At 58.6% G+C, this 18729-nt stretch carries 22 protein-coding genes; 10 read left to right on the plus strand and 12 right to left on the minus strand.

Features of this window, described 5'->3' with window-relative positions:
• Positions 1–83: 83 nt before the first annotated feature.
• The 4 genes from AC1DCP_RS03765 to AC1DCP_RS03780 form a co-directional block, all read right to left on the minus strand.
• Positions 84–650, minus strand: coding sequence for a type 1 glutamine amidotransferase family protein (locus tag AC1DCP_RS03765; protein ID WP_065688105.1), 567 nt, complete (start codon positions 648–650; stop codon positions 84–86).
• A gap of 21 nt (positions 651–671) precedes the next feature.
• Complete coding sequence (locus tag AC1DCP_RS03770) at positions 672–1160, minus strand: GNAT family N-acetyltransferase (RefSeq protein WP_065661247.1); 489 nt, start codon at positions 1158–1160, stop codon at positions 672–674.
• A gap of 206 nt (positions 1161–1366) precedes the next feature.
• On the minus strand, positions 1367–1780 hold the full coding sequence (locus tag AC1DCP_RS03775; RefSeq protein ID WP_003511977.1) for a MerR family transcriptional regulator: 414 nt from the start codon (positions 1778–1780) through the stop codon (positions 1367–1369).
• A 96-nt stretch (positions 1781–1876) separates the two neighbouring features.
• Positions 1877–2230, minus strand: a complete 354-nt coding sequence (locus AC1DCP_RS03780; RefSeq protein ID WP_025592769.1) for a hypothetical protein — start codon at positions 2228–2230, stop codon at positions 1877–1879.
• A gap of 127 nt (positions 2231–2357) precedes the next feature.
• Here AC1DCP_RS03780 and dmeR point away from each other — a divergent pair, with 127 nt between their 5' ends.
• Entirely contained in the window at positions 2358–2630 is a 273-nt protein-coding gene (gene dmeR, locus AC1DCP_RS03785; RefSeq protein WP_003494395.1) for a Ni(II)/Co(II)-sensing transcriptional repressor DmeR, read from the plus strand.
• An 81-nt stretch (positions 2631–2711) separates the two neighbouring features.
• Entirely contained in the window at positions 2712–3716 is a 1005-nt protein-coding gene (dmeF, locus tag AC1DCP_RS03790) for a CDF family Co(II)/Ni(II) efflux transporter DmeF (protein ID WP_065688106.1), read from the plus strand.
• Between the two features lie 10 nt (positions 3717–3726).
• Here the strand turns inward: dmeF and AC1DCP_RS03795 are convergent, their stop codons facing one another.
• From AC1DCP_RS03795 to AC1DCP_RS03820, 6 genes are all read right to left on the minus strand, one after another.
• Positions 3727–4194 (minus strand): hypothetical protein, encoded by a 468-nt coding sequence (locus AC1DCP_RS03795; RefSeq protein WP_236736228.1) that lies wholly within the window; start codon positions 4192–4194, stop codon positions 3727–3729.
• Positions 4195–4373: 179 nt separating this feature from the next.
• Positions 4374–5480, minus strand: coding sequence for a quaternary amine ABC transporter ATP-binding protein (locus AC1DCP_RS03800; RefSeq protein WP_065688107.1), 1107 nt, complete (start codon positions 5478–5480; stop codon positions 4374–4376).
• A complete protein-coding gene (locus AC1DCP_RS03805; RefSeq protein ID WP_003511991.1) occupies positions 5473–6381 on the minus strand; it encodes an ABC transporter permease in 909 nt (302 codons plus the stop codon). Before AC1DCP_RS03805 ends, AC1DCP_RS03800 begins: the two co-directional genes overlap by 8 nt.
• A 264-nt stretch (positions 6382–6645) precedes the next feature.
• Positions 6646–7656: an ABC transporter substrate-binding protein gene (locus tag AC1DCP_RS03810; RefSeq protein ID WP_019564115.1), complete on the minus strand. Its 1011-nt coding sequence runs from the start codon at positions 7654–7656 to the stop codon at positions 6646–6648.
• 495 nt (positions 7657–8151) lie between these two features.
• The gene (locus tag AC1DCP_RS03815; RefSeq protein WP_112152816.1) at positions 8152–10251 is read right to left on the minus strand and encodes a S9 family peptidase; all 2100 of its coding nucleotides are present in this window, start codon (positions 10249–10251) and stop codon (positions 8152–8154) included.
• A 135-nt stretch (positions 10252–10386) separates the two neighbouring features.
• Positions 10387–10956 carry a hypothetical protein gene (locus AC1DCP_RS03820; RefSeq protein ID WP_139104358.1) on the minus strand — a complete coding sequence of 190 codons (570 nt, stop codon included), beginning with the start codon at positions 10954–10956 and terminating at the stop codon, positions 10387–10389.
• Positions 10957–11261: 305 nt separating this feature from the next.
• Between AC1DCP_RS03820 and AC1DCP_RS03825 the strand changes: the two genes are divergently transcribed.
• From AC1DCP_RS03825 to AC1DCP_RS03840, 4 genes are all read left to right on the plus strand, one after another.
• Positions 11262–11663 (plus strand): DUF930 domain-containing protein, encoded by a 402-nt coding sequence (locus AC1DCP_RS03825; protein WP_003511997.1) that lies wholly within the window; start codon positions 11262–11264, stop codon positions 11661–11663.
• Between the two features lie 105 nt (positions 11664–11768).
• Positions 11769–12677: a dihydrodipicolinate synthase family protein gene (locus AC1DCP_RS03830; RefSeq protein ID WP_112152817.1), complete on the plus strand. Its 909-nt coding sequence runs from the start codon at positions 11769–11771 to the stop codon at positions 12675–12677.
• Between the two features lie 52 nt (positions 12678–12729).
• Complete coding sequence (locus AC1DCP_RS03835; protein ID WP_112152818.1) at positions 12730–13455, plus strand: polysaccharide deacetylase family protein; 726 nt, start codon at positions 12730–12732, stop codon at positions 13453–13455.
• A 116-nt stretch (positions 13456–13571) separates the two neighbouring features.
• Positions 13572–14648 carry a bifunctional transcriptional activator/DNA repair enzyme AdaA gene (locus AC1DCP_RS03840; protein ID WP_112152819.1) on the plus strand — a complete coding sequence of 359 codons (1077 nt, stop codon included), beginning with the start codon at positions 13572–13574 and terminating at the stop codon, positions 14646–14648.
• 7 nt (positions 14649–14655) lie between these two features.
• On the opposite strand, the gene AC1DCP_RS03845 is transcribed toward AC1DCP_RS03840, so the two are convergent.
• Together AC1DCP_RS03845 and AC1DCP_RS03850 are read right to left on the minus strand one after the other, a co-directional pair.
• Positions 14656–15840: an AI-2E family transporter gene (locus tag AC1DCP_RS03845; RefSeq protein ID WP_112152820.1), complete on the minus strand. Its 1185-nt coding sequence runs from the start codon at positions 15838–15840 to the stop codon at positions 14656–14658.
• A gap of 83 nt (positions 15841–15923) precedes the next feature.
• Positions 15924–16784, minus strand: coding sequence for a VOC family protein (locus tag AC1DCP_RS03850; RefSeq protein WP_112152821.1), 861 nt, complete (start codon positions 16782–16784; stop codon positions 15924–15926).
• On the opposite strand from AC1DCP_RS03850, the gene AC1DCP_RS03855 reads away from it, so the two are divergent.
• The 4 genes from AC1DCP_RS03855 (at position 16767) to trhA (ending at position 18706) form a co-directional block, all read left to right on the plus strand.
• Positions 16767–17015, plus strand: coding sequence for a hypothetical protein (locus AC1DCP_RS03855; protein ID WP_139104359.1), 249 nt, complete (start codon positions 16767–16769; stop codon positions 17013–17015). The genes AC1DCP_RS03850 and AC1DCP_RS03855 overlap by 18 nt on opposite strands.
• 41 nt (positions 17016–17056) lie before the next feature.
• Positions 17057–17467 (plus strand): universal stress protein, encoded by a 411-nt coding sequence (locus AC1DCP_RS03860; RefSeq protein WP_025592781.1) that lies wholly within the window; start codon positions 17057–17059, stop codon positions 17465–17467.
• 61 nt (positions 17468–17528) lie between these two features.
• The gene (locus tag AC1DCP_RS03865) at positions 17529–17849 is read left to right on the plus strand and encodes a TraR/DksA family transcriptional regulator (RefSeq protein ID WP_003512004.1); all 321 of its coding nucleotides are present in this window, start codon (positions 17529–17531) and stop codon (positions 17847–17849) included.
• A gap of 188 nt (positions 17850–18037) precedes the next feature.
• Entirely contained in the window at positions 18038–18706 is a 669-nt protein-coding gene (gene trhA, locus AC1DCP_RS03870; protein WP_003512005.1) for a PAQR family membrane homeostasis protein TrhA, read from the plus strand.
• Positions 18707–18729: the final 23 nt, after the last annotated feature.

Below are 18729 nucleotides of genomic sequence, written 5' to 3' on the forward strand. Positions count from 1 at the left end.
TAACTTCCCCACCACCTCATTCCTGTGACAAGCACAGGAATGAGGTGGGAGGATCCGCAAAACTCCCGACACCAAGGTGAGCCTCACCGGTGCTCCGCCGCAAAAATTCCAAGTTCCGCCTCGGCTTCCGGACCAAAGAGGCCGAGGTGTTTCAGAATTTCCACTGCGAAACTGACGGGTGCACTGCCGGCTGCGGTTACGATTCCGCCATCGCTGACCGCCTTCGGCTGGTCGCGATAGAGCGCTTCGCCGCGATAGGACGGATAGGCCTTGTGAGAGGCGAGCGAATTGCCGGTATGGGCGACGTCATCAAGGGCGCCCGTGCCTGCAAGCGCGCTGGCAGCCGCGCAGATGCCTGCAACCAGCCGGCCCTTCTCGCGAAACCGCTGTACCAGCCCGCCAAGATCGACAGCCGTTCCCTTTTCCCAGCTGAGGCCGCCGGGAATGACGAGCGCATCGATGTTAGCAGAATCAAGCGCATCATAGGATGTGTCGGGCGTAACGTTGAGCCCGCCCATTGAAACCACGGGCCGGCCGTCCGGGGTTGCGTAAACGATCTCGACGCCGAGATAGCCGCGCGCGGCGGCGGCAAGCAGCGCCGGTTCCCAGTCCGCAAAATCCTGCGCAAGCGCAATGGCAATCCGTGTCATGACCGTCTCCGAAGGTTGCAATCAGGCGATAGACTGCATGTAGCGCATGCCGGTGACCGGGCGCGGCGCGAAATCCATGCTTTCGTAGAAACGATGCGCGGCGACATTGCCGGTCGTGGCGCTGACGGAAAGATAGTCGCAACCGAGGCGCTTGGCGATATCGCGGGCGCGGGAAACCAGGTGCTGGCCGGTGCCATGTCCGCGGTGACCGTCACGCACGAAAAGATGGTGTAGCTCAAGCCCGCGGCGGCCTTCCTGCGCCCTGTAGAGCGGCAGCATCAGGGCGTAACCGATCAATGCGCCGTCGGCTTCCGCCACCAGCCCATGCACCCAGGGAAGCGGGCCGAACAGGTCGCGTTCCAGTTTCGCCGGCGTAATCGCCGCCGCATCCCCATGAAAGTTGGCAAGCAGGGTGATCATCTCATTGAGCTCAGGCAAATCGGTCTTGCGTGCGCCACGAATGATGACGACGGGCGGTCTTTCCAGTGTAAGGGAACTATCTTCGGTCATTTTTCTGGTCCTTCGGTATTATCGGTGCCGTCAGGACGTTTGAAAAACAACAAAGCCGCCTGACGGCGGCTTGTTGACAAAATGATCTGTCGAGCCGCCCTTTACAGGTAGGCCCAAAAGTACGAGCAGGAGATGGGTGCGCGTTCGTTGATCATGTCCCATGCAATGCGCTCGAATCTGAAATCTGTCAAGCCTGCTCTTCAGCCTCAATGCTCGCCTTCGCACATGCCATGGTCGGAAAGTGCGCGGATGACGTAACAATCCTCGATCGAATGACCATGGCAATGGGAGACGATACGTTCCAGCTCATGCTCGAGCTTTTTGAGGCTGGTGATTTTTTCGCGCACATGGGCGAGGTGTTCGGCGGCAATGCGGTCCGCACCCTCGCACGGCATTTGCCGGTGCTGGCTGAGCGCGATCAATTCTCTGATGGCGTCGATATTGAGCCCGATATCGCGGGCATGGCGGATGAAAGCCAGCCTTTCGAGATCGGATTTTTCGTAACGGCGCTGGTTGCCTTCCGAGCGATCTGCCTCGCGGATGAGGCCCATCTGCTCATAATAGCGGATCGTCGGAACCTTCACGCCGGTACGTTTGGACAATTCACCGATGGACAGCATTGCCTTCTCCATATCCTCAAGAGCAGCCGGGACAAGAACGAACCGGATGCTCTAGTGTCTAGAGATATAGCTTTTCAGCCTGCCGTTCAATGGGTGTCAGGCGGCGGCCTCCACGCCGAGTGCCTGCGCCAGGGCTTTGAGAACTTCTGTCTCGATGCTGGAGGCGGCGTCAGGCTGCGCTGATGCGGCGATATCTACCGCCGGTTCGGTTCTGGCCTGTGCGCCGCTGTCCAGGTTCCAAAGTGCTGCGGCAAGGCCGGCGGAAACGCTGGCGGCGGCAGGTGCGGCGGAAACGGCAACGCTCTCGGCGCTGGAAATCGCGCGGTGTGCCGCCCGTGTCAGTTCCAGCAGGGCCTCGGTGGTTGCATTTGTTTCCCTGGTCTTTGTCGGCTCAAGGGTCCGGACTGGAGTTGCGTAATAGCTGCTGGTTGTTGCTGCGATAGTCGTCATGACTGAGTCCCCTAAGTTTCATGGGGTATTTTTAGGGGTCGAAACATTCGCGAAGATTGCGTCGCGCAGGGCTTGAACCAAAAAACATCGCAATATAGTATACCCCCCTATAGTATATGAGGTACTCATGTCCCATACGATCCGCAACAAGGAGAAGCTTCTCGCTCGCATCCGTCGCCTCAAGGGGCAGATGGAGGCGGTGGAGCGTGCCCTGGACGATTCCAAGCCCTGCGGCGAGGTGCTGCAATTGCTGGCCTCGGTGCGCGGTGCGCTTTCCGGCCTGACGGGGGAGGTGATGCAGGAACATCTGCATGAGCACGTCGTGCACGCCGAAAATGAAGACGAGCGGGCGCGCGCGGCGGAAGAGCTGGCCCAGGTGCTGAAGACCTACATCCGCTAACCTCTCTCCCAAAAGTGTCCGCGGCTTTGGGAAAAGACATGCGTGAAACAGAATATTCCAGGATCGAACAGGATTAGCGACATGACGACGACATCCGAATTTTCCGCAGCGTCCGGCCACGACCATGTTTTCCTAGGCCGGAACCATGAGCGCAATGAAAAGCGCGTGTGGATGGTGATTGCGCTGACCACAGTCATGATGGTGGCGGAGATCGTCGCCGGCCACTGGTTCGGTTCCATGGCGCTGACGGCGGATGGCTGGCACATGTCCACCCATGCGGGCGCAATGCTCATCTCGGCGCTGGCCTATCTCTATGCCCGGCGTGAGGCGCGCAATCCGCGCTTCACCTTCGGCACCGGCAAGTTCGGTGATCTCGCCGGTTTTGCCAGCGCCATCGTGCTGGCGGTTGTGGCGCTGCTCATCGCCGTCGAAAGTGCGATGCGGCTTTTCAATCCTGTTCAGATCGACTTCAATCAGGCGATCCTCGTCGCCGTCATCGGTCTTATCGTCAATCTCGTCAGCGCCGTGCTGTTGAAGGATGACCACGATCACGGCCATGGCCATGGCCATGGTTCGCATGCCCATCACGGCCATGGCAGCCACGCCCATCACGATCACGGCTCGCACGCGCATCACGGCGAGCACGGTGCGAAGGGCGGCAGGGACAATAATCTGCGCGCAGCCTATCTGCATGTACTCGCCGATGCGCTGACTTCCGTTCTCGCCATTGTCGCGCTGCTGCTCGGCAAGTGGAACGGCTGGTCCTTCCTCGATCCGTTGATGGGTATTGTCGGCGGTGTGGTGATTGCCCGCTGGTCATGGGGACTCATTCGCTCCACGGCAACGACGCTGGTGGATGCGGTTCCGCTGACGGAGGACTTGCCGCAGGAAATCCGTGAAAGCGTGGAAACGGAAGAAGATCGCATCACCGACCTGCACGTCTGGCAGGTGGGGCCGGGGCATCACGCCGCCATTGTCGCCATCCACTCGCAGGTGCCGAAGGCGCCGGCTTTCTACAAGCAGAAGCTTGCAGCCATACATGAACTCTCACATGTAACGGTGGAGGTCAGCCCGGCAAGGGCCTGATCGGAATCAACTATTCGTATTCGGAATAGGCGCTGCGCACCCATTCGGCCTGCGCTTCTGCCTTGTCCTCGGCGGAGGTCGCAGCCTGCGTGTGGGCCGGCGCGCTGCCATTGCCGACGGCCCACAGCACGTTGGCCAGCGAACGGGAAAGAACGGTGCTGGAAACGGTTGGGTTGCCGGGGCCGCGTTTAACGGCCTGTTCCTCGGGCGCGCTCTGCGCGCTGCCGGGTTTTTCGATGTCGCGGACACGAGCCTGATAATTGTATCCGCCAATATTGCTTTCGATCTGCATGCCAGTGATTCCGCGTTCAAAAGTTAACAAATGGTTAACGGCGGCGGCTTGCCCGAAGCTTGCGCTTGCTGCATTGCAATGTCGTTCCCGGCTTGACACGTGGCAAAGGGGTGCTTCGTTTTTGCATGGTTGGATGGAAAGGCGGGCATTGCCGGCCTTGCCCACACTTCGCGTCGTGCTCGCCATGGCGACCCTGTTGTGCCGCTCAAACTCTGGCGCCAAACACCCCAACTCCCGTCATGCCAGCTCTAGGCCGGTATGACGAAAGAGTTTGGACGCGGCCAGGCAACTACGATGTCTTTTGCGCAGCGGGGCTGGGGCTGTTTCGATCCTCTGAAAGAAAGGCAAATCCTGTTGGTGCCGGATTACGCGGTTTCCTTTTCCACAGGCGCCGCCGGTTCCGGGATTTTTACCGCTTCCTCCACGACTGCCACCCCGGCCTCCGTCTCCTGAGGTGCCGGCGTGACCATCGCCGCCACCAGCGTGTCGAGGCCGATGGCGCCGACTGGCTTGCCGTCTTCATCCACCACATGGGCGCTGGTTTCGTTCGCCTCCGACATATCGCGGGCGATGGTTTCCAGTGTCGCGTTTTCCGGCACCGACATGCCCTCGGGTTTCGCCGTCAGCGGTTCCATCACGGTGGTCGCCTGAAGCACGCGGCTGCGGTTGACGTCGCGCACGAAGTCGGTGACGTAACCATCCGCAGGGGAAAGGATGATGCTCTGGCCGTCGCCCTGCTGCACCACTTCGCCGTCTTTCAGAATGGCAATGTGGTCGCCGAGCCGCAAAGCCTCATCCAGATCGTGAGTGATGAACACCACAGTCTTTTTCAGCTCCTGCTGAAGGTCGAGCAGCATCGTCTGCATATCGACACGGATCAGCGGATCGAGAGCCGAATAGGCCTCGTCCATCAGGAGAATATCGGCATCGTTGGCAAGCGCGCGGGCAAGGCCGACACGCTGCTGCATGCCGCCGGAAAGCTGGTTCGGATAATAATCCTCATAGCCGGCAAGACCGACACGCTCCAGCCAGTAACGGCCTTTCTCTTCGCTGTCCTTGCGTGGCATGCCCTGAATATCGAGGCCGTAGACGCTGTTTTCCAGCACGGTACGATGCGGCAGGAGGCCGAATTTCTGGAACACCATCGCCGTTTTGTGACGGCGGAATTTCCGCAGCGCCGAAGTGCTCATGCCGCAAATGTCCTCGCCGTCGTAGAGAACCTCACCTGCGGTCGGGTCGATCAGCCGGTTGATGTGGCGGATCAGCGTCGACTTGCCGGAACCGGAAAGCCCCATGACCACGGTAATCTTGCCGCCCGGCATGGTGATGTTGATGTTGTTGAGACCGAGCACATGGTTGTGTTTGTCGTTCAGCTCGACCTTGTCCATGCCTGATCGCACCGCTTCGAGGTACTTCTCGGGATGCTTGCCGAAGATCTTGTAAAGATTCCTGATTTCGATGCTTTTAGCCATGGGAGACCTCGCGGTATTTCTGCAGGCGCTTGCCGAAAGCCTGGCTTGCCCGGTCGAACATGATGGCGATGGCGACCAGAGCGAAACCGTTCAGGAAGCCCACCGTGAAAAACTGGTTGTTGATGGCCTGCAGCACATTCTTGCCGAGACCGCCGACGCCGACCATGGAGGCGACGACGACCATGGCGAGCGCCATCATGATGGTCTGGTTGATGCCGGTCATGATGGTGGGCAACGCCAGCGGCAGCTGCACATTGAACAGCTTCTGGCCGTTGGAGGAGCCGAAGGCATCGGCGGCTTCCAGCACTTCCCGGTCTACCAGGCGGATGCCGAGGCTGGTCAGGCGGATGACGGGCGGAATGGCGTAGATCACCACTGCGATCAGGCCCGGTACCTTGCCGATGCCGAAAATCACCACCACGGGGATGAGATAAACGAAGCTTGGCAGGGTCTGCATCACGTCGAGCACGGGATTGATGATACGCTGCAACCGTTCGGAGCGTCCCATCAAAATGCCGAGCGGCAGGCCGATGACGATGGCGATCAGCGTGGCGATGGCGACGATGGAAAGCGTCGTCATGGCGTCGCGCCAGAGGCCGACTGCGCCGATCATGAGCAGGGAGATGGCCGTGCCACCGGTGATCTTGAAGCTGCGCCCGGCCAGATGCACGATCGCCAGAATGACCAGCATGGTGACGATCCACGGGGTCTGGATGAACAGCCGCTCCGAGGAGTTGAGAAAGAGCTGCAGCGGATGCACGATCACATCGATCGCATCGCCGTAATTGCGCACGATATCGCGAAAACCGTCATCGATGGTCTTGCGTGCCACACGCATCGTGCCGTTATCGATGGCCGGAAACTTGCACAGCATATCCGGCAGATAGTTACAGAGGGCCATTATTGTTGTTTTCCCTTTGGTTTGGATGAATGGGAGGAAGAATGGAGTCGCTGGAGCGTGCGGGCACCCCCCTCTGTCCTGCCGGACATCTCCCCCTCAAGGGGGGAGATCGGCAAGACGCGCCACATCGCTTCATCCGCTAGGTTGGAGTGGAGCGAGGCCTTGCCGCAGGTCGATCTCCCCCCTTGAGGGGGAGATGCCCGGCAGGGCAGAGGGGGGGTAAGCTACGGATACAAACCCAAGCTTTTCCCTCCTGCGGATGCGTTACATCGAAGCCTTGATCTTCTCCGCCACCTCGGGCGAAACCCACTTCGTCCAGATATCCTCGTTGTTCTCGAGGAAATATTCCGCGCCGTCTTCGTTGGTGCCCTGGTTTTCATCCATCCAGGCCAGAACCTTGGCGACGGTCTCGTTGTCCCACTGCCGCTTGCGGATATAGTCGATGGAAGGGCCGGCCTTCTCGGCGAAGTCCTTGGTGACAACAGTGAATACCTCTGCCACCGGATAGGCGTTTGGCTTGGGATCGGCGCAATCAGGCTTGGCGATGCAATTGTCGTAGGCCTCGCGGTCGAGTGCCACGCCATCGTCCAGTTTCACCATGTCGTACTTGCCAAGAATGGCCGTCGGGGACCAGTAATAGCCGAGCCAGCCCTGCTTTTTCTCATAGGCATTGGAGATCGAGCCATCGAGGCCCGCGGCGGAGCCGGTATCGATCAGGGCGAAGCCCTTCTCGTCGGCCTTGCGTGCCTTGAACAGGTTGGCGGTCGTTGGCTGGCAGCCCCAGCCCGGCGGGCAGCCAAACACGGCACCCTTGCTGGCGTCTTCCGGCGCCGGGAAAAGCTCGGGATGCTTGAGTGCGTCTTCAACTGTCTTGATATCGGGGTGTTCGTCGGCGAGATATTTGGGAATCCACCAGCCTTCAACGCCACCTTCACTCAGGATTTTGCTTTCCTGGATCAGGTTGCCCTTCTTGACGGCGTCCTCATAGGGGGCGCCAAGGGTATTCACCCACATTTCGGGCGCCATATCCGGCTGGCCCTTTTCATTCATGGAGGTGAATGTGGGAGTGGTGTCGCCGCTGATGACGTTGACCGTGCAATCATAGCCGTTTTCCATGATGAACTTGTCGACGTAAGCCGCAACACCGGCGGATGCCCAGTTCATTTCGGCGATGGTGACGCTGCCGCATGTTTCTGCGGCGTTGGCGGAATTTGCTGCACCGGCAGCGATGGTAAAGCCCGTTACGAGAATGGTCGAGGCCAGGAGTTTCTTCATGGGAGACCTCCAAGTCTGATGCAGTGTTTTCAATTGGCAAAGCGGGAGCACTGCAAAGCCCGGATTGCCAAGGGCGAACTGACATGGCGCATGAAAAAGCCGAAAAAATCCGGCGATAAGATTATCCGCAAGACGTGCTGCAGGGTTGCCGCGAGAAAGGCGGCGAAAAGGCGCATGAATATGTCAACGGCCCGGATAATACGGCCGAAAAGTGATATTGCAATGCGAAATGGCGCAACGCAGCCATGCGTTCGATTTCCGGAACATTTTTTCCGGTGGCGTAATACATGGGAATTATTTGCGTTTGCGGAAGATATATTATGAGTTGCAGCAACCGGAAATAAAAATTCAATGTCKATAAAGATGTTATTTAAATAAAAGATGCGTATGATAATTTGTGGAAAAAATATTCAATAACGAGATTTTTGCAGGTATTTTCGTCCAAAATAAGATCGGGCGACGATTGGATCGCCGCCCGTTTCTGCATTCAGCGTGTCAAACGGTGTCCTTGCCCGCGACCTTCAGTGCGAAGGCATATTCGAAGGCAATTTCTTCCAGCCGCTGGAAACGGCCCGACTTGCCTCCATGGCCAGCCGCCATGTTGGTCTTGAGCAGGATCGGGGCTTCCCCCGTCGTCTTTTCGCGCAGTTTCGCCACCCATTTGGTCGGTTCCCAATAGGTCACGCGCGGGTCGGTGAGGCCGGAAAGCGCAAGCAGCGGCGGATAGGGCTTTTCCCCGACATTGTCATAGGGGCTGTAGGCGGCGATCCACTGATATTCCTCTTCCGATTCCAGCGGATTGCCCCATTCCGGCCATTCCGGCGGGGTTAGCGGCAGCGTGTCATCAAGCATGGTCGTCAGCACGTCCACGAAGGGAACCGCAGCGATGATGCCGGCAAATTTTTCCGGGGCCATGTTGGCGACGGCGCCCATCAGCATTCCCCCTGCCGAACCGCCTTCCGCGATGATGCGATCGTAGGAGGTAAAGCCTTCCTTGACCAGATGATCGGCAGCCGCGATGAAATCCTTAAACGTGTTCTCTTTGTCTTTCATCTTGCCGGTTTCATACCACTCGAAACCCTTGTCCTTGCCGCCGCGAATGTGGGCGATGGCATAGATGAAGCCACGGTCTGCCAAAGACAGCGTTGTGGTGGAGAAGGAAGCGGGAATGGTGATGCCATAGGCGCCGTAGCCATAAAGCAGGCAGGGGGCCGAACCGTCGAGCGCTACATCCTTGCGGTAAAGCAGCGAGACCGGCACCAACTCGCCGTCATGGGCAGGCGCCATGATGCGGCGGGTAATGTAGTCGTCGGGATTATGGCCGGAAGGCACTTCCTGCGTTTTCAGCAGCGTGCGGTCGCGCGTCACCATATTGTAGTCGAACAACTGGCTCGGCGTCGTCATCGAGGAGTAGGAGAAGCGGATGACATCGGTGTCGTATTCTGCAGCGCCATGCAGGCCAAGCGAATAGGCTTCCTCGGCAAAGGCGATGGAATGTTCCTCGCCCGTGCGGCGATCGCGGATAACGATGCGCGGCAGGCCGTCGCGGCGCTCCAGCCAGATCAGATGGCGGGCATAGGCATCGACGGAGAGAATGAGGCGACCCGGCTCATGCGGCACGACCTCCTTCCAGTTTTCCTTGCCCGGCGCGGTAACCGGCGCTTCCATGATGCGGAAATCCTTGGCATCGCCGTCATTGGTGAGGATGTAGAAGACATCGCCGCCTTCGCACATCGAATATTCGATACCTTCCTCGCGCTTCGCAACCACGACAGGCTCGGCCATCAGGTCCTTGGTAGAAAGAATGCGGTACTCGCTGGTCTCATGGTCGTGAATGTCGATGAAGATGAAGTCGTCGAGCACGGACGCGCCAACGCCCATGAAGAAGCCGGGGTCCTTTTCCTCATAGACCAGCCGGTCGGCCGACTGCGGCTCGCCGATGATGTGGTGGAAGACCTTCGAGGGGCGGTGGTTTTCGTCCTGTAGCGTATAGAAGAAGCTCTTGCCGTCAGGCGCCCATGCCCCGCCGCCGCCGGTATTTTCCACGACATCGGCAAGGTCTTCACCGGTTTCGAGATTACGGATGCGCAGCGTGAAATATTCCGAACCCTTGTCGTCATAACCCCAGATGCCGTGACTGTGATCGGAAGACTGGTCGAGGCCGGCAAGACGGAAATAATCCTTGCCTTCAGCTTCCCTGTCGCCATCAAGCAGCACGTGCTTTTCGCCGCCATCACGCGGGGTGCGGAAATAATGCGGCTGCTCGCCGCCGGTCACGAACAGCGTGCCATAGGCATAGGGCCCATCATTGACCGGAACAGAGGAATCGTCCTGCTTGATACGGCCTTTCATCTCCTCGAACAGCTTTTCCTGAAGCGCCTTGGTGTCGCCCATTGCGGCTTCCATATAGGCGTTCTCGGCCTCCAGATGGGCGCGGATGGCTGGGTCGAGCAGGGTAGGGTCCTTGAACATGGCCTGCCAGTTATCGGCCCGGAACCATGCGTAGTCATCGGTGCGGGTGATGCCGTGATGCGTATCCTGGACGGGCCGTTTTTCGGCGGTCGGGGCGGCGGGCAGGTTCTTGAAAATCGGCAAGGGAAACTCGCTTTCGTATGATGAACGGCGCTAGGAAAGATTCGTCGGCGACGACCCTAACATTTTTTTGCGCCCCGCCTCACCTCAGATTGGTACTTGTGGTGTCTCGGGTTCTGCTCATCACGAATGGCCGTGTTAGTCTTTCCCTCTCGCAATGTAACCAATACCCACCCTGGGTCCATATTCCGAACTTCGAACCTCGATGCGCATTAGCCAATGCTCCGGCTTGGCCGGCCCGGAAGGCACGCATTTTATCAATATACCGGCCCGCTTTGTTACAGGATCGTAGAGCGGAACAGGGTCATCAAATAGCTTTACAAAAACGTGTAGATCCGGGCAAAGCCGCTTGGCATTGAGGTACATATTGACTTGCTTGGTCAGTCCAACCTGATTTATGTCGCCAATATCTGGATTTTGCTCAATGTTCTTCAACTCCACAACATAATCGCCCAGTTTTCCGAATGTCTTGTCGGCCGGTCGATGAGAAATGGGGTAGCTTGTCGCGATCGCCTTTATATAGGCCTTGTTGAGATTAAGTGCTTTGTATTCAGTATCTGCCGCCGACACCTGCGTGGCGAGGTCTGCACCGAGAGTGACGTTGGCAACGGTCCTTAAAAGCCGAGATTTAGCGTTCTCTTTATCTGTCTGGGTACAGCCGGAAAGCAAAGCGGCAATAATCGTGAAATTAATAATTGTATTTTTCATAATTTACCGAAATTTAAATTAATATAGGAATTTAGTTATTCGAAAAATCAATTTTTTTCTCAAGTTATTCTTTAAATTTTGGGGGATGGCAAGATTTTTAGGACGGTCACTTCAAAAGAATCCCAACCGATATATTCTTCTCCCAGCCGATCAAGTTTCAAATCTCCACAGGCTTGATGGCGTTCGGGCACAATTTCGTCAGTTTTCGATCACATTTTGGCAATATCCGGCAAATCAGCGATGATACGCGCCTGCCACCGGCCTGCCGTGCATCAATAAGAACAAACGAAAACTGACAGGATCCCATGCGAAAGTTTCTTCCCGCTGCTCTTTCTGCGTTTTTCCTTGCCTTGCAGGCATCTACACCCGCTTTTGCAATAGACGCCAACGTCATGCGGCAGCTGAACGTGCTCGCCCCCGAGGAGCGTCTGGAGCAGCGTTGCGACATAGAGGCGATGGAGCGGATCGCGACCGAGCAGAAGGGCATGAAGCCGGATAAGGTCATTGCCTATACCTTCGGTGATCCCGAGGTTGGCAAGAATTCAATCAAGGCGTCGGGTGCAGTCTTCAGAAGCGCCGGTGAATGGTACAAGCTCAAATACAAGTGCCAGCTGAAAAGCGACAGCCTCTCCATCCAGTCCTTCGATTACCGTGTCGGCGACAAGATTCCCGAAGAGCAGTGGAAGAAGTTGTATCTTTATGACTGATCGGAGAATTCTTCGTCCGCGGTCGCCGGTTTAAACCCCGCTTTTCTTGCCGCCCTGCCAATGGGTCTGTAACGCTGTCCTTCGATCGAATTGAGGGGCGAGAACATGGCGAAGCAATTCAAGGGACTTTCGGCTTTTCCGATCACGCCCGCTGACGAGGCCGGGCAGGTGGATAGCCAAGCCTTTTCCGCCCTCGTCGAGCGGCTGGATGCGGCGGAGGTCGATTCCATCGGTATTCTCGGCAGCACCGGAACCTATATGTATCTGTCGCGTGCCGAGAGGCGGCGCGCGGTCGAGGCAGCCCATGCCGTCCTCAAGGGCAGGCGCACGCTGATGGCAGGCGTCGGCGCGTTGCGTACCGATGAGGCCGTGGCGCTGGCGAAGGATGCCGAAGCTGCCGGTGCCGATGCGCTGCTTCTGGCACCCGTTTCCTATACGCCGCTGACTCAGGAAGAGGCCTATCACCATTTCGCCGCCGTCGCCGGCGCAACCGATTTGCCGCTCGCCATCTACAACAACCCGACGACGACGCGATTCTCCTTCAGCGATGAGCTTCTGGTCAGGCTCGCCTATATCCCGAATATCCGCGCCATAAAGATGCCGCTGCCGGCCGATTTCGATTATGCGGGAGAGCTTGCGCGGCTGCGGCCGAAACTGACGGATGATTTCGCCATCGGTTACAGCGGCGACTGGGGATGTGCGGAAGCAACGCTTGCCGGTGGCGATGCCTGGTACAGCGTCGTTGCGGGCCTGCTGCCGGTTCCGGCATTGCGGTTGATGCGCGCCGCTCAGGCCGGGGATGCGGAGGAGACGCGCAGGCTCGATCTGGCCTTCCAGCCGCTCTGGGCGCTCTTCAAGGAATTCGGCAGTATCCGCGTGATCTACGCCGCCGCCAATGCTTTGTCGGTAACGGCATGTGAGCCGCCCCGGCCAATCCTGTCGCTGACCAGCGCAGAGCGCCAGCGGGTGGAAGAGGTGCTGAACGCTCTGTCAACGCTGGAAGCCGCGCCATAATTCGGGCGTTTTGCAGGCGGATTGCCACATCTTACCCTTCGGAAACTGAAAAATGCTGCGTAGCCTGCCCTTTGCCGCTCTCTTCCTGTCGCTCTCCACTGCCGCCTTCGCGGGGACGGGTCTCGTCGAGCCGACGCTGAAAATGACGCCGAGGCATGACGGCAGGGTGCGGGTGGCGATGACTCTGGACGCCTGCATGGGCAAGACCGACCATCGCATTCTCGATACGCTGGTGCAGGAAAAGATACCGGCGACGATCTTCGTCACTGCCCGCTGGCTGAAGCACAATAGCGAAGCGCTTGCCGTAATGATGGCGCATCCGGATTTGTTCGAGATTGAAAACCACGGCGAAAACCATGTGCCAGCGGTGGACAAGCCCGTTGCCATCTACGGCATTGCCGCTGCCGGTTCGGAAGCGGCAGTCGAGCAGGAGGTCGAGGGCGGCAGGCAGGCAATTGTCGCCATGACCGGTTTTCAACCGCAATGGTTTCGCGGTGCGACGGCGAAATATACCGCCTCGTCCATGGCCACCATCAACAGGCTCGGCATGCGGGTGGCGGGTTATTCCGTCAATGGCGATGGCGGCTCGCTTCTGGGCGCGGCCGCCACGGCAAAGCACATCGCTTCGGCCAAGGACGGCGACGTCATCATCTCCCACATCAACCAGCCTACCCACGAAGCGGGTGAGGGCGTGGTGAGGGGCCTTCTGGCGCTGAAGGCGCGCGGCGTTGTGTTCACAAGGCTGGACGACCCGTCGTTTACGCCGCCGGGTAATTGAGCGCGGCGGCTCTCTCCTCATTCCTGTAACAAGCACGGGAACGAGGGAAATGAGCATCCCACATCCACGCCCGTTTTTCGGCGGCATACCGCGCAAATTTGCGCTAGCATCCTCCCATGCTGTTCAAACGCCCCGACACCGAAACCCTATATTCTGCCCTTGTGAACAAGGACCCCGCCTATGAGGGCGTGGCCTATGTGTGCGTGACCTCGACGAAGATTTTCTGTCGCTTTACCTGTACGGCGCGAAAGCCGAAGATCGAAAACTGCCGGTTTCGCGAAACCATCGCCGAATGTCTGGAAGCTGGCTTCCGCCCCTGCAAGCGCTGCAAGCCGATGCTTTCCTATGGCACGGCGGATGAGACCGTCACCACCCTTCTGACGGCGCTGGAAAGCGAACCGGCGCGGCGCTGGCGTGAGGAGGATGTGGTGGCGATTGGCCATGACCCTTCCACCGTGCGCCGCACCTTCAAACGCCGTTTCGGCATGAGTTTTCTGGAAATCGCAAGGTTGCGGCGGCTGGGAGATGCGGCGACAAGCCTTGCATCAGGAGAAGCCGTGATCGGCGCGCAGATCGATGCCGGATATGAATCCGGCAGCGGTTTCCGCTCGGCCATCAACCAGTTCTTCGGCACCTCTCCCGCCGCCATGAAGGGCAAGGGGTTCCTGAAGGGCGACTGGATCGACACGCCGATCGGTCCGATGCTGGTGGTTGCCGATGATCACGCCCTGCATCTTCTAGAATTTGCCGACCGTCCAGCGCTTCCGGCCGAATTGAAGCGGCTGAAGGCCCGCACCGGCGCGGATATGGTGCTGGGCAGGACGCCGGTCACCGGCCAGATCGCAGCAGAACTCGCGGCCTATTTCGCCGGGCACTCGGCTAACTTCGAAACCCGGCTTGCCGGATACGGCACACCCTTCGAGCGCGATGTCTGGCACGCATTGCGGGAGATACCGGCGGGAGAGATCGTCAGCTATTCTTCGCTTGCGACGTCGATGCAACGGCCATCCGCCGTGCGTGCCGTCGCCCGCGCCAATGGCGCCAACCAGATTGCCATCGTCGTTCCCTGCCACCGGGTGCTGGGCGCAGATGGCAGCCTGACCGGGTATGGCGGTGGTCTGTGGCGGAAGAAATGGTTGATCGAGCACGAGCGGCGCATGGCCGATAAGCTCCGCATCCCTCTCGCCTCCTGACCGGCCATCAGGCCGGCAGGTTTGGAACGATGCGGCGTGAAGGAAACAGCTCGCGCGTTACTGTCATGGCGATCAGCGACAGCGGCAGTGCCAGCATGGCGCCCGCAGCACCCCACATCCACGTCCAGAAGATGATCATCACGAAGACGAGGAAGGGGTTGATCTCCATATTGCGGCCCACCACTGCCGGAAAGGCCAGGTTTTCCATCAACAGGTGAATGGTGAAGAAGATCGCGGATGGCAGTAATGCCAGCACCATGTTGTCATGCGTGATGATGCCTGCCACCGCCAGCGACACCGTCATGGCGGTTATGCCGAGAAACGGCACGAAGCTGGAGAGGAAGGCGAAGAGCCCCCACAGAAGCGGCATGGCCAGCCCGCCGAAATAGGCGATCGCCACCATCGTCACGCCCAGCGCCGCATAGATCAGCGCTGCCGTGGCAAAATAGGTGCCGAGCACTTCTTCCACCGAAGCGATGATCCGAATGGCCCTCAGCCGCTGGTGCCGGGCCGGAAAGGCCATGATGATCGCCTTGCGCAGCCGCAGGCGGCTGTAGAGGAACATCAAAAGCGCGGCGAGGAAGATCATGCCCTGAACGACGGCGGGGGTGACGTTGGAACCGAGGAGGGAAATGATCTCGCCGCTGCGCGAAATCAGCGACTCCATTGAAATCGACCCCATGCTGAAGGTCGCTGCCGAAATGTGCAGCCATCGGATGCTTTGAAGATAGGGCAGGAAGCGGTCCATACTGCGTTCGATCAGCGCTGGTCCTTCGGAGGCGAGCTGCGACAAAGGGTCGATCAGCGAATTGATCACGAAAAACATGACGGCCGCGACAAGTCCGGAGAGAATGACCGCCACACCGGCACCGGGAATGCCATAGGAACTGAGCTTTTCCGCCGCGATGCCGAGGATCATGCCCACGACAATCGCCAGCACCACCGGTATGAGGATCAGAGACAATTCATGAATGACCGCCATCATGACGACGAGAAAAATGCCGATAACCGACCATGCAACGGCCACATCGAGCGCTTCTCGGCCGAGCGGTTGCTGGCTGCGCGCGTCGTCACGGTGCGACCCGGACGCCAGACCCTCGAAAGGGTCGGCCCTCGTCGACGGAGCGTTTGAGGCGCGCCGCCCGATATTGCCCAATATGCCGGTTTTTTCCGGCCTGGCATTCTCATTCATCGAACTGTCCCCCAATAAGACATCAAACGTTCGAAAAATGAGGCGGTTCCGGAGCGGCAAAAATTTCTGCCGCCCCGTGGTCTTTACGCGGAAAGCTTCAGGCCTATGCCCCACGGATCTTTGAGAACAATACCGTCGCTCTGCCGTTCCGTAGCTATTTCCAGCCGGTCGAGAGCGGCCATTGCAGTATCGAGCGCCGCACTGTCGTTGAACTTCAGCGAGTAGCCCGAAAGGCCCGTCATGTTGTCCTTGCGGGCCGTGGCGCCGCGGCTGTTCCAGATATTGGCGGCCACATGGTGATGATAAGCGCCCGAGCCGAAGAAGCTGGCACCCGGATAACGCGCCATGATCTTCAACCCTAGGACATCCTGATAAAACTCATCCGCCTGCGGAATATTGCCGACCTGCAGATGCATGTGGCCGATGGCCGTTCCATCGGCGGCGCCCTCGAACGCCGTTTTCGGCGCACTGTCATACAGCGCCTGTAGGTCGAGGCGGAGCGTGGCCATCTCCACCGTGCCGTCCTGCTGGTAGGTCCATTCCGACGGCGACCGGTCGCGATAGACCTCGATGCCGTTGCCTTCGGGGTCGGCCAGATAGATCGCTTCACTCACCAGATGGTCGGATGCGCCCTGAAGCTGGATATTGTTGTGCGCGGCATGGGCCAGCCAATGGGCCAGATCCTCGCGGCGTGGCATCAGGAAGGCGGTGTGGAACAGGCCTGCGGCATTGCGCGGCGCGCGTTCAACCGTGCTGGAGGTGGAAAGTGTCAGCAGCGGCTGGCCGTTGACACCAAGAACCTCGCCGCTCGGGCTTTTTTCGATGACGGACAGGCCGATGATTTTCTGGTAGAATTCCGAAATGCGCGACAGATCGTGAACGACAAGATGAGCCTGACCGACATAAGCCGGCCGCGTCAGGGCGAATTGTTTGATTTCACTCATCATAATCTCCATATTGAATCCGGCGTGCTGACGACGCGGATTTGCGCGTCTGCATCAGCCGACGCCGCTTTGCGGCGTTCATTTGTGGTGAATATGGGCGGGTTTTGTCGTTCAGCAAAGATCGCCATCTGGCGATTGACCGTCCACTATTCGTTGACAATGGCCCTGTTGCTGCTCCGACGCGGCTTTGACTTCAATCAAGGCGAAGAGCGCATCGGCAGGGAAATATGAGCCCGACACGTGAACGGCAGATTACGCCAAAGGAGATAGCCATGTACAAGAAAATCATCGTACCGGTAGACCTCAGCGCCATCGACAAGGGAGAGAAGATTCTCGCCAAGGCCAAGGCGCTGCTGGATGTCGATGGCGAGATCGTCCTCATCAATGTGGTTGAGGAACTGCCCGGCTATATGGCGATCGACCTGCCGGTAGACCTCATCGAAAATGCCATCAAGGATGCCAAGACGAAACTTGCGGATATTCAGGCGAAGGCCGGCTTCAAGGGCAAGCACGAAATCAGAAGCGGCGCGCCGGCGCGTGAAATCATAGCCGCTGCCGAAGAGCACAAGGCCGATCTCATCATCATCGCATCGCATATGCCTGACTTTACCAATTATTTCATCGGCGCCACCGCCGACCGCGTGGTGCGCCATGCCAAGTGCTCGGTGCTGATTGACAGGTAAAGTGAGTTGAAATCTTGGGGTAGCGGGCGATTTTCGCCCGCACCGGCTGGAGGAGAAGACCATGAATGTCGAAAGTTACGAGAAAATCCTGCGCGACCGCCAGCGCGAGCTTTACAGCCGCCTGCACAAAATCGAGGCGGATTTCGAAGAACCGCGCAACCCCGATGATGACGACCGCGCCGCTGAACGCAGCAATGACGAGGTGCTGGATGAAATAGGGCAGGTGGGCCAGGACGAGTTGCGCGCCATCGACGCCGCACTCGACCGCATCGCGAACGGTACCTACGGCACCTGCGTCAAATGCGGCAAGAAAATTTCGGAAGACCGCCTGAAAGCCGTGCCCTATACGCCGTTCTGCCAGGAATGCGCTGCGGCCTTGTGAGGGCGCTCCTTTTTCCCTCCTCATTCCTGTGACAAGCGCAGGAATGAGGGAAACGGCGAGGCCACTACTCAACCTCTCCTTTCGCAACAGCCCGGAACGCAATTTGATCGCCGTTAACCGCCTGCTGTCTTGTTCCTGTCTAATATTGCCGTCATGCTTGGCCACAAGCAGGCAAACGGGAATGGACTATGAGTAACGTGTGGCGGTTTGGTCGCCAGTATGATTTTCACGAGATTGTCGCCGATGGTATCGTCCACGGCGTGGGTATCGTTTTTGCGCTGGTCGGCGCCACGGCGCTGATTTTCTACGCGACCGTCTGGGGCAGCCTCAGCGCCATCGCGGCCGCCTGGATTTACGGACTCGGCCTTGTCGCCTGCCTTTCCGTGTCCTTCACCTATAATATCTGGCCGCATTCCAACGTAAAATGGTTCCTGCGCCGGCTGGACCACTCGGCGATTTTCATCCTGATCGCCGCCACCTACACGCCGTTCCTGATGCGCGGTATCCACGAGCCGCTGATTGCCACCATGCTGGGGCTGATCTGGCTTGCCGCCATCTGCGGCATATTGCTCAAATGCCTGTTTCCCGGCCGTTACGACCGGGTCGCCATAGGCCTTTATCTCGCCATGGGCTGGAGCGGCATCATGGTGGTGCAGCCACTCTCGACGCATCTGGCCCCCGTCACGCTCTGGCTGATTGTCGCTGGCGGTGTCATCTATTCGCTCGGCGTGGTCTTCCATGTCTGGGAAAAGCTGCGATTCCAGAACGCCATTTGGCACGGTTTCGTCGTTGCCGCCGCCGTTGTCCACTATTTTGCCGTGGTCACTTCCTTCAGCCTCGTTCCCATGTCTTCCTGAGCTAGAGAGCACTGGACAGCCAT

It is taken from the genome of Agrobacterium sp. 10T429, assembly GCF_056393925.1.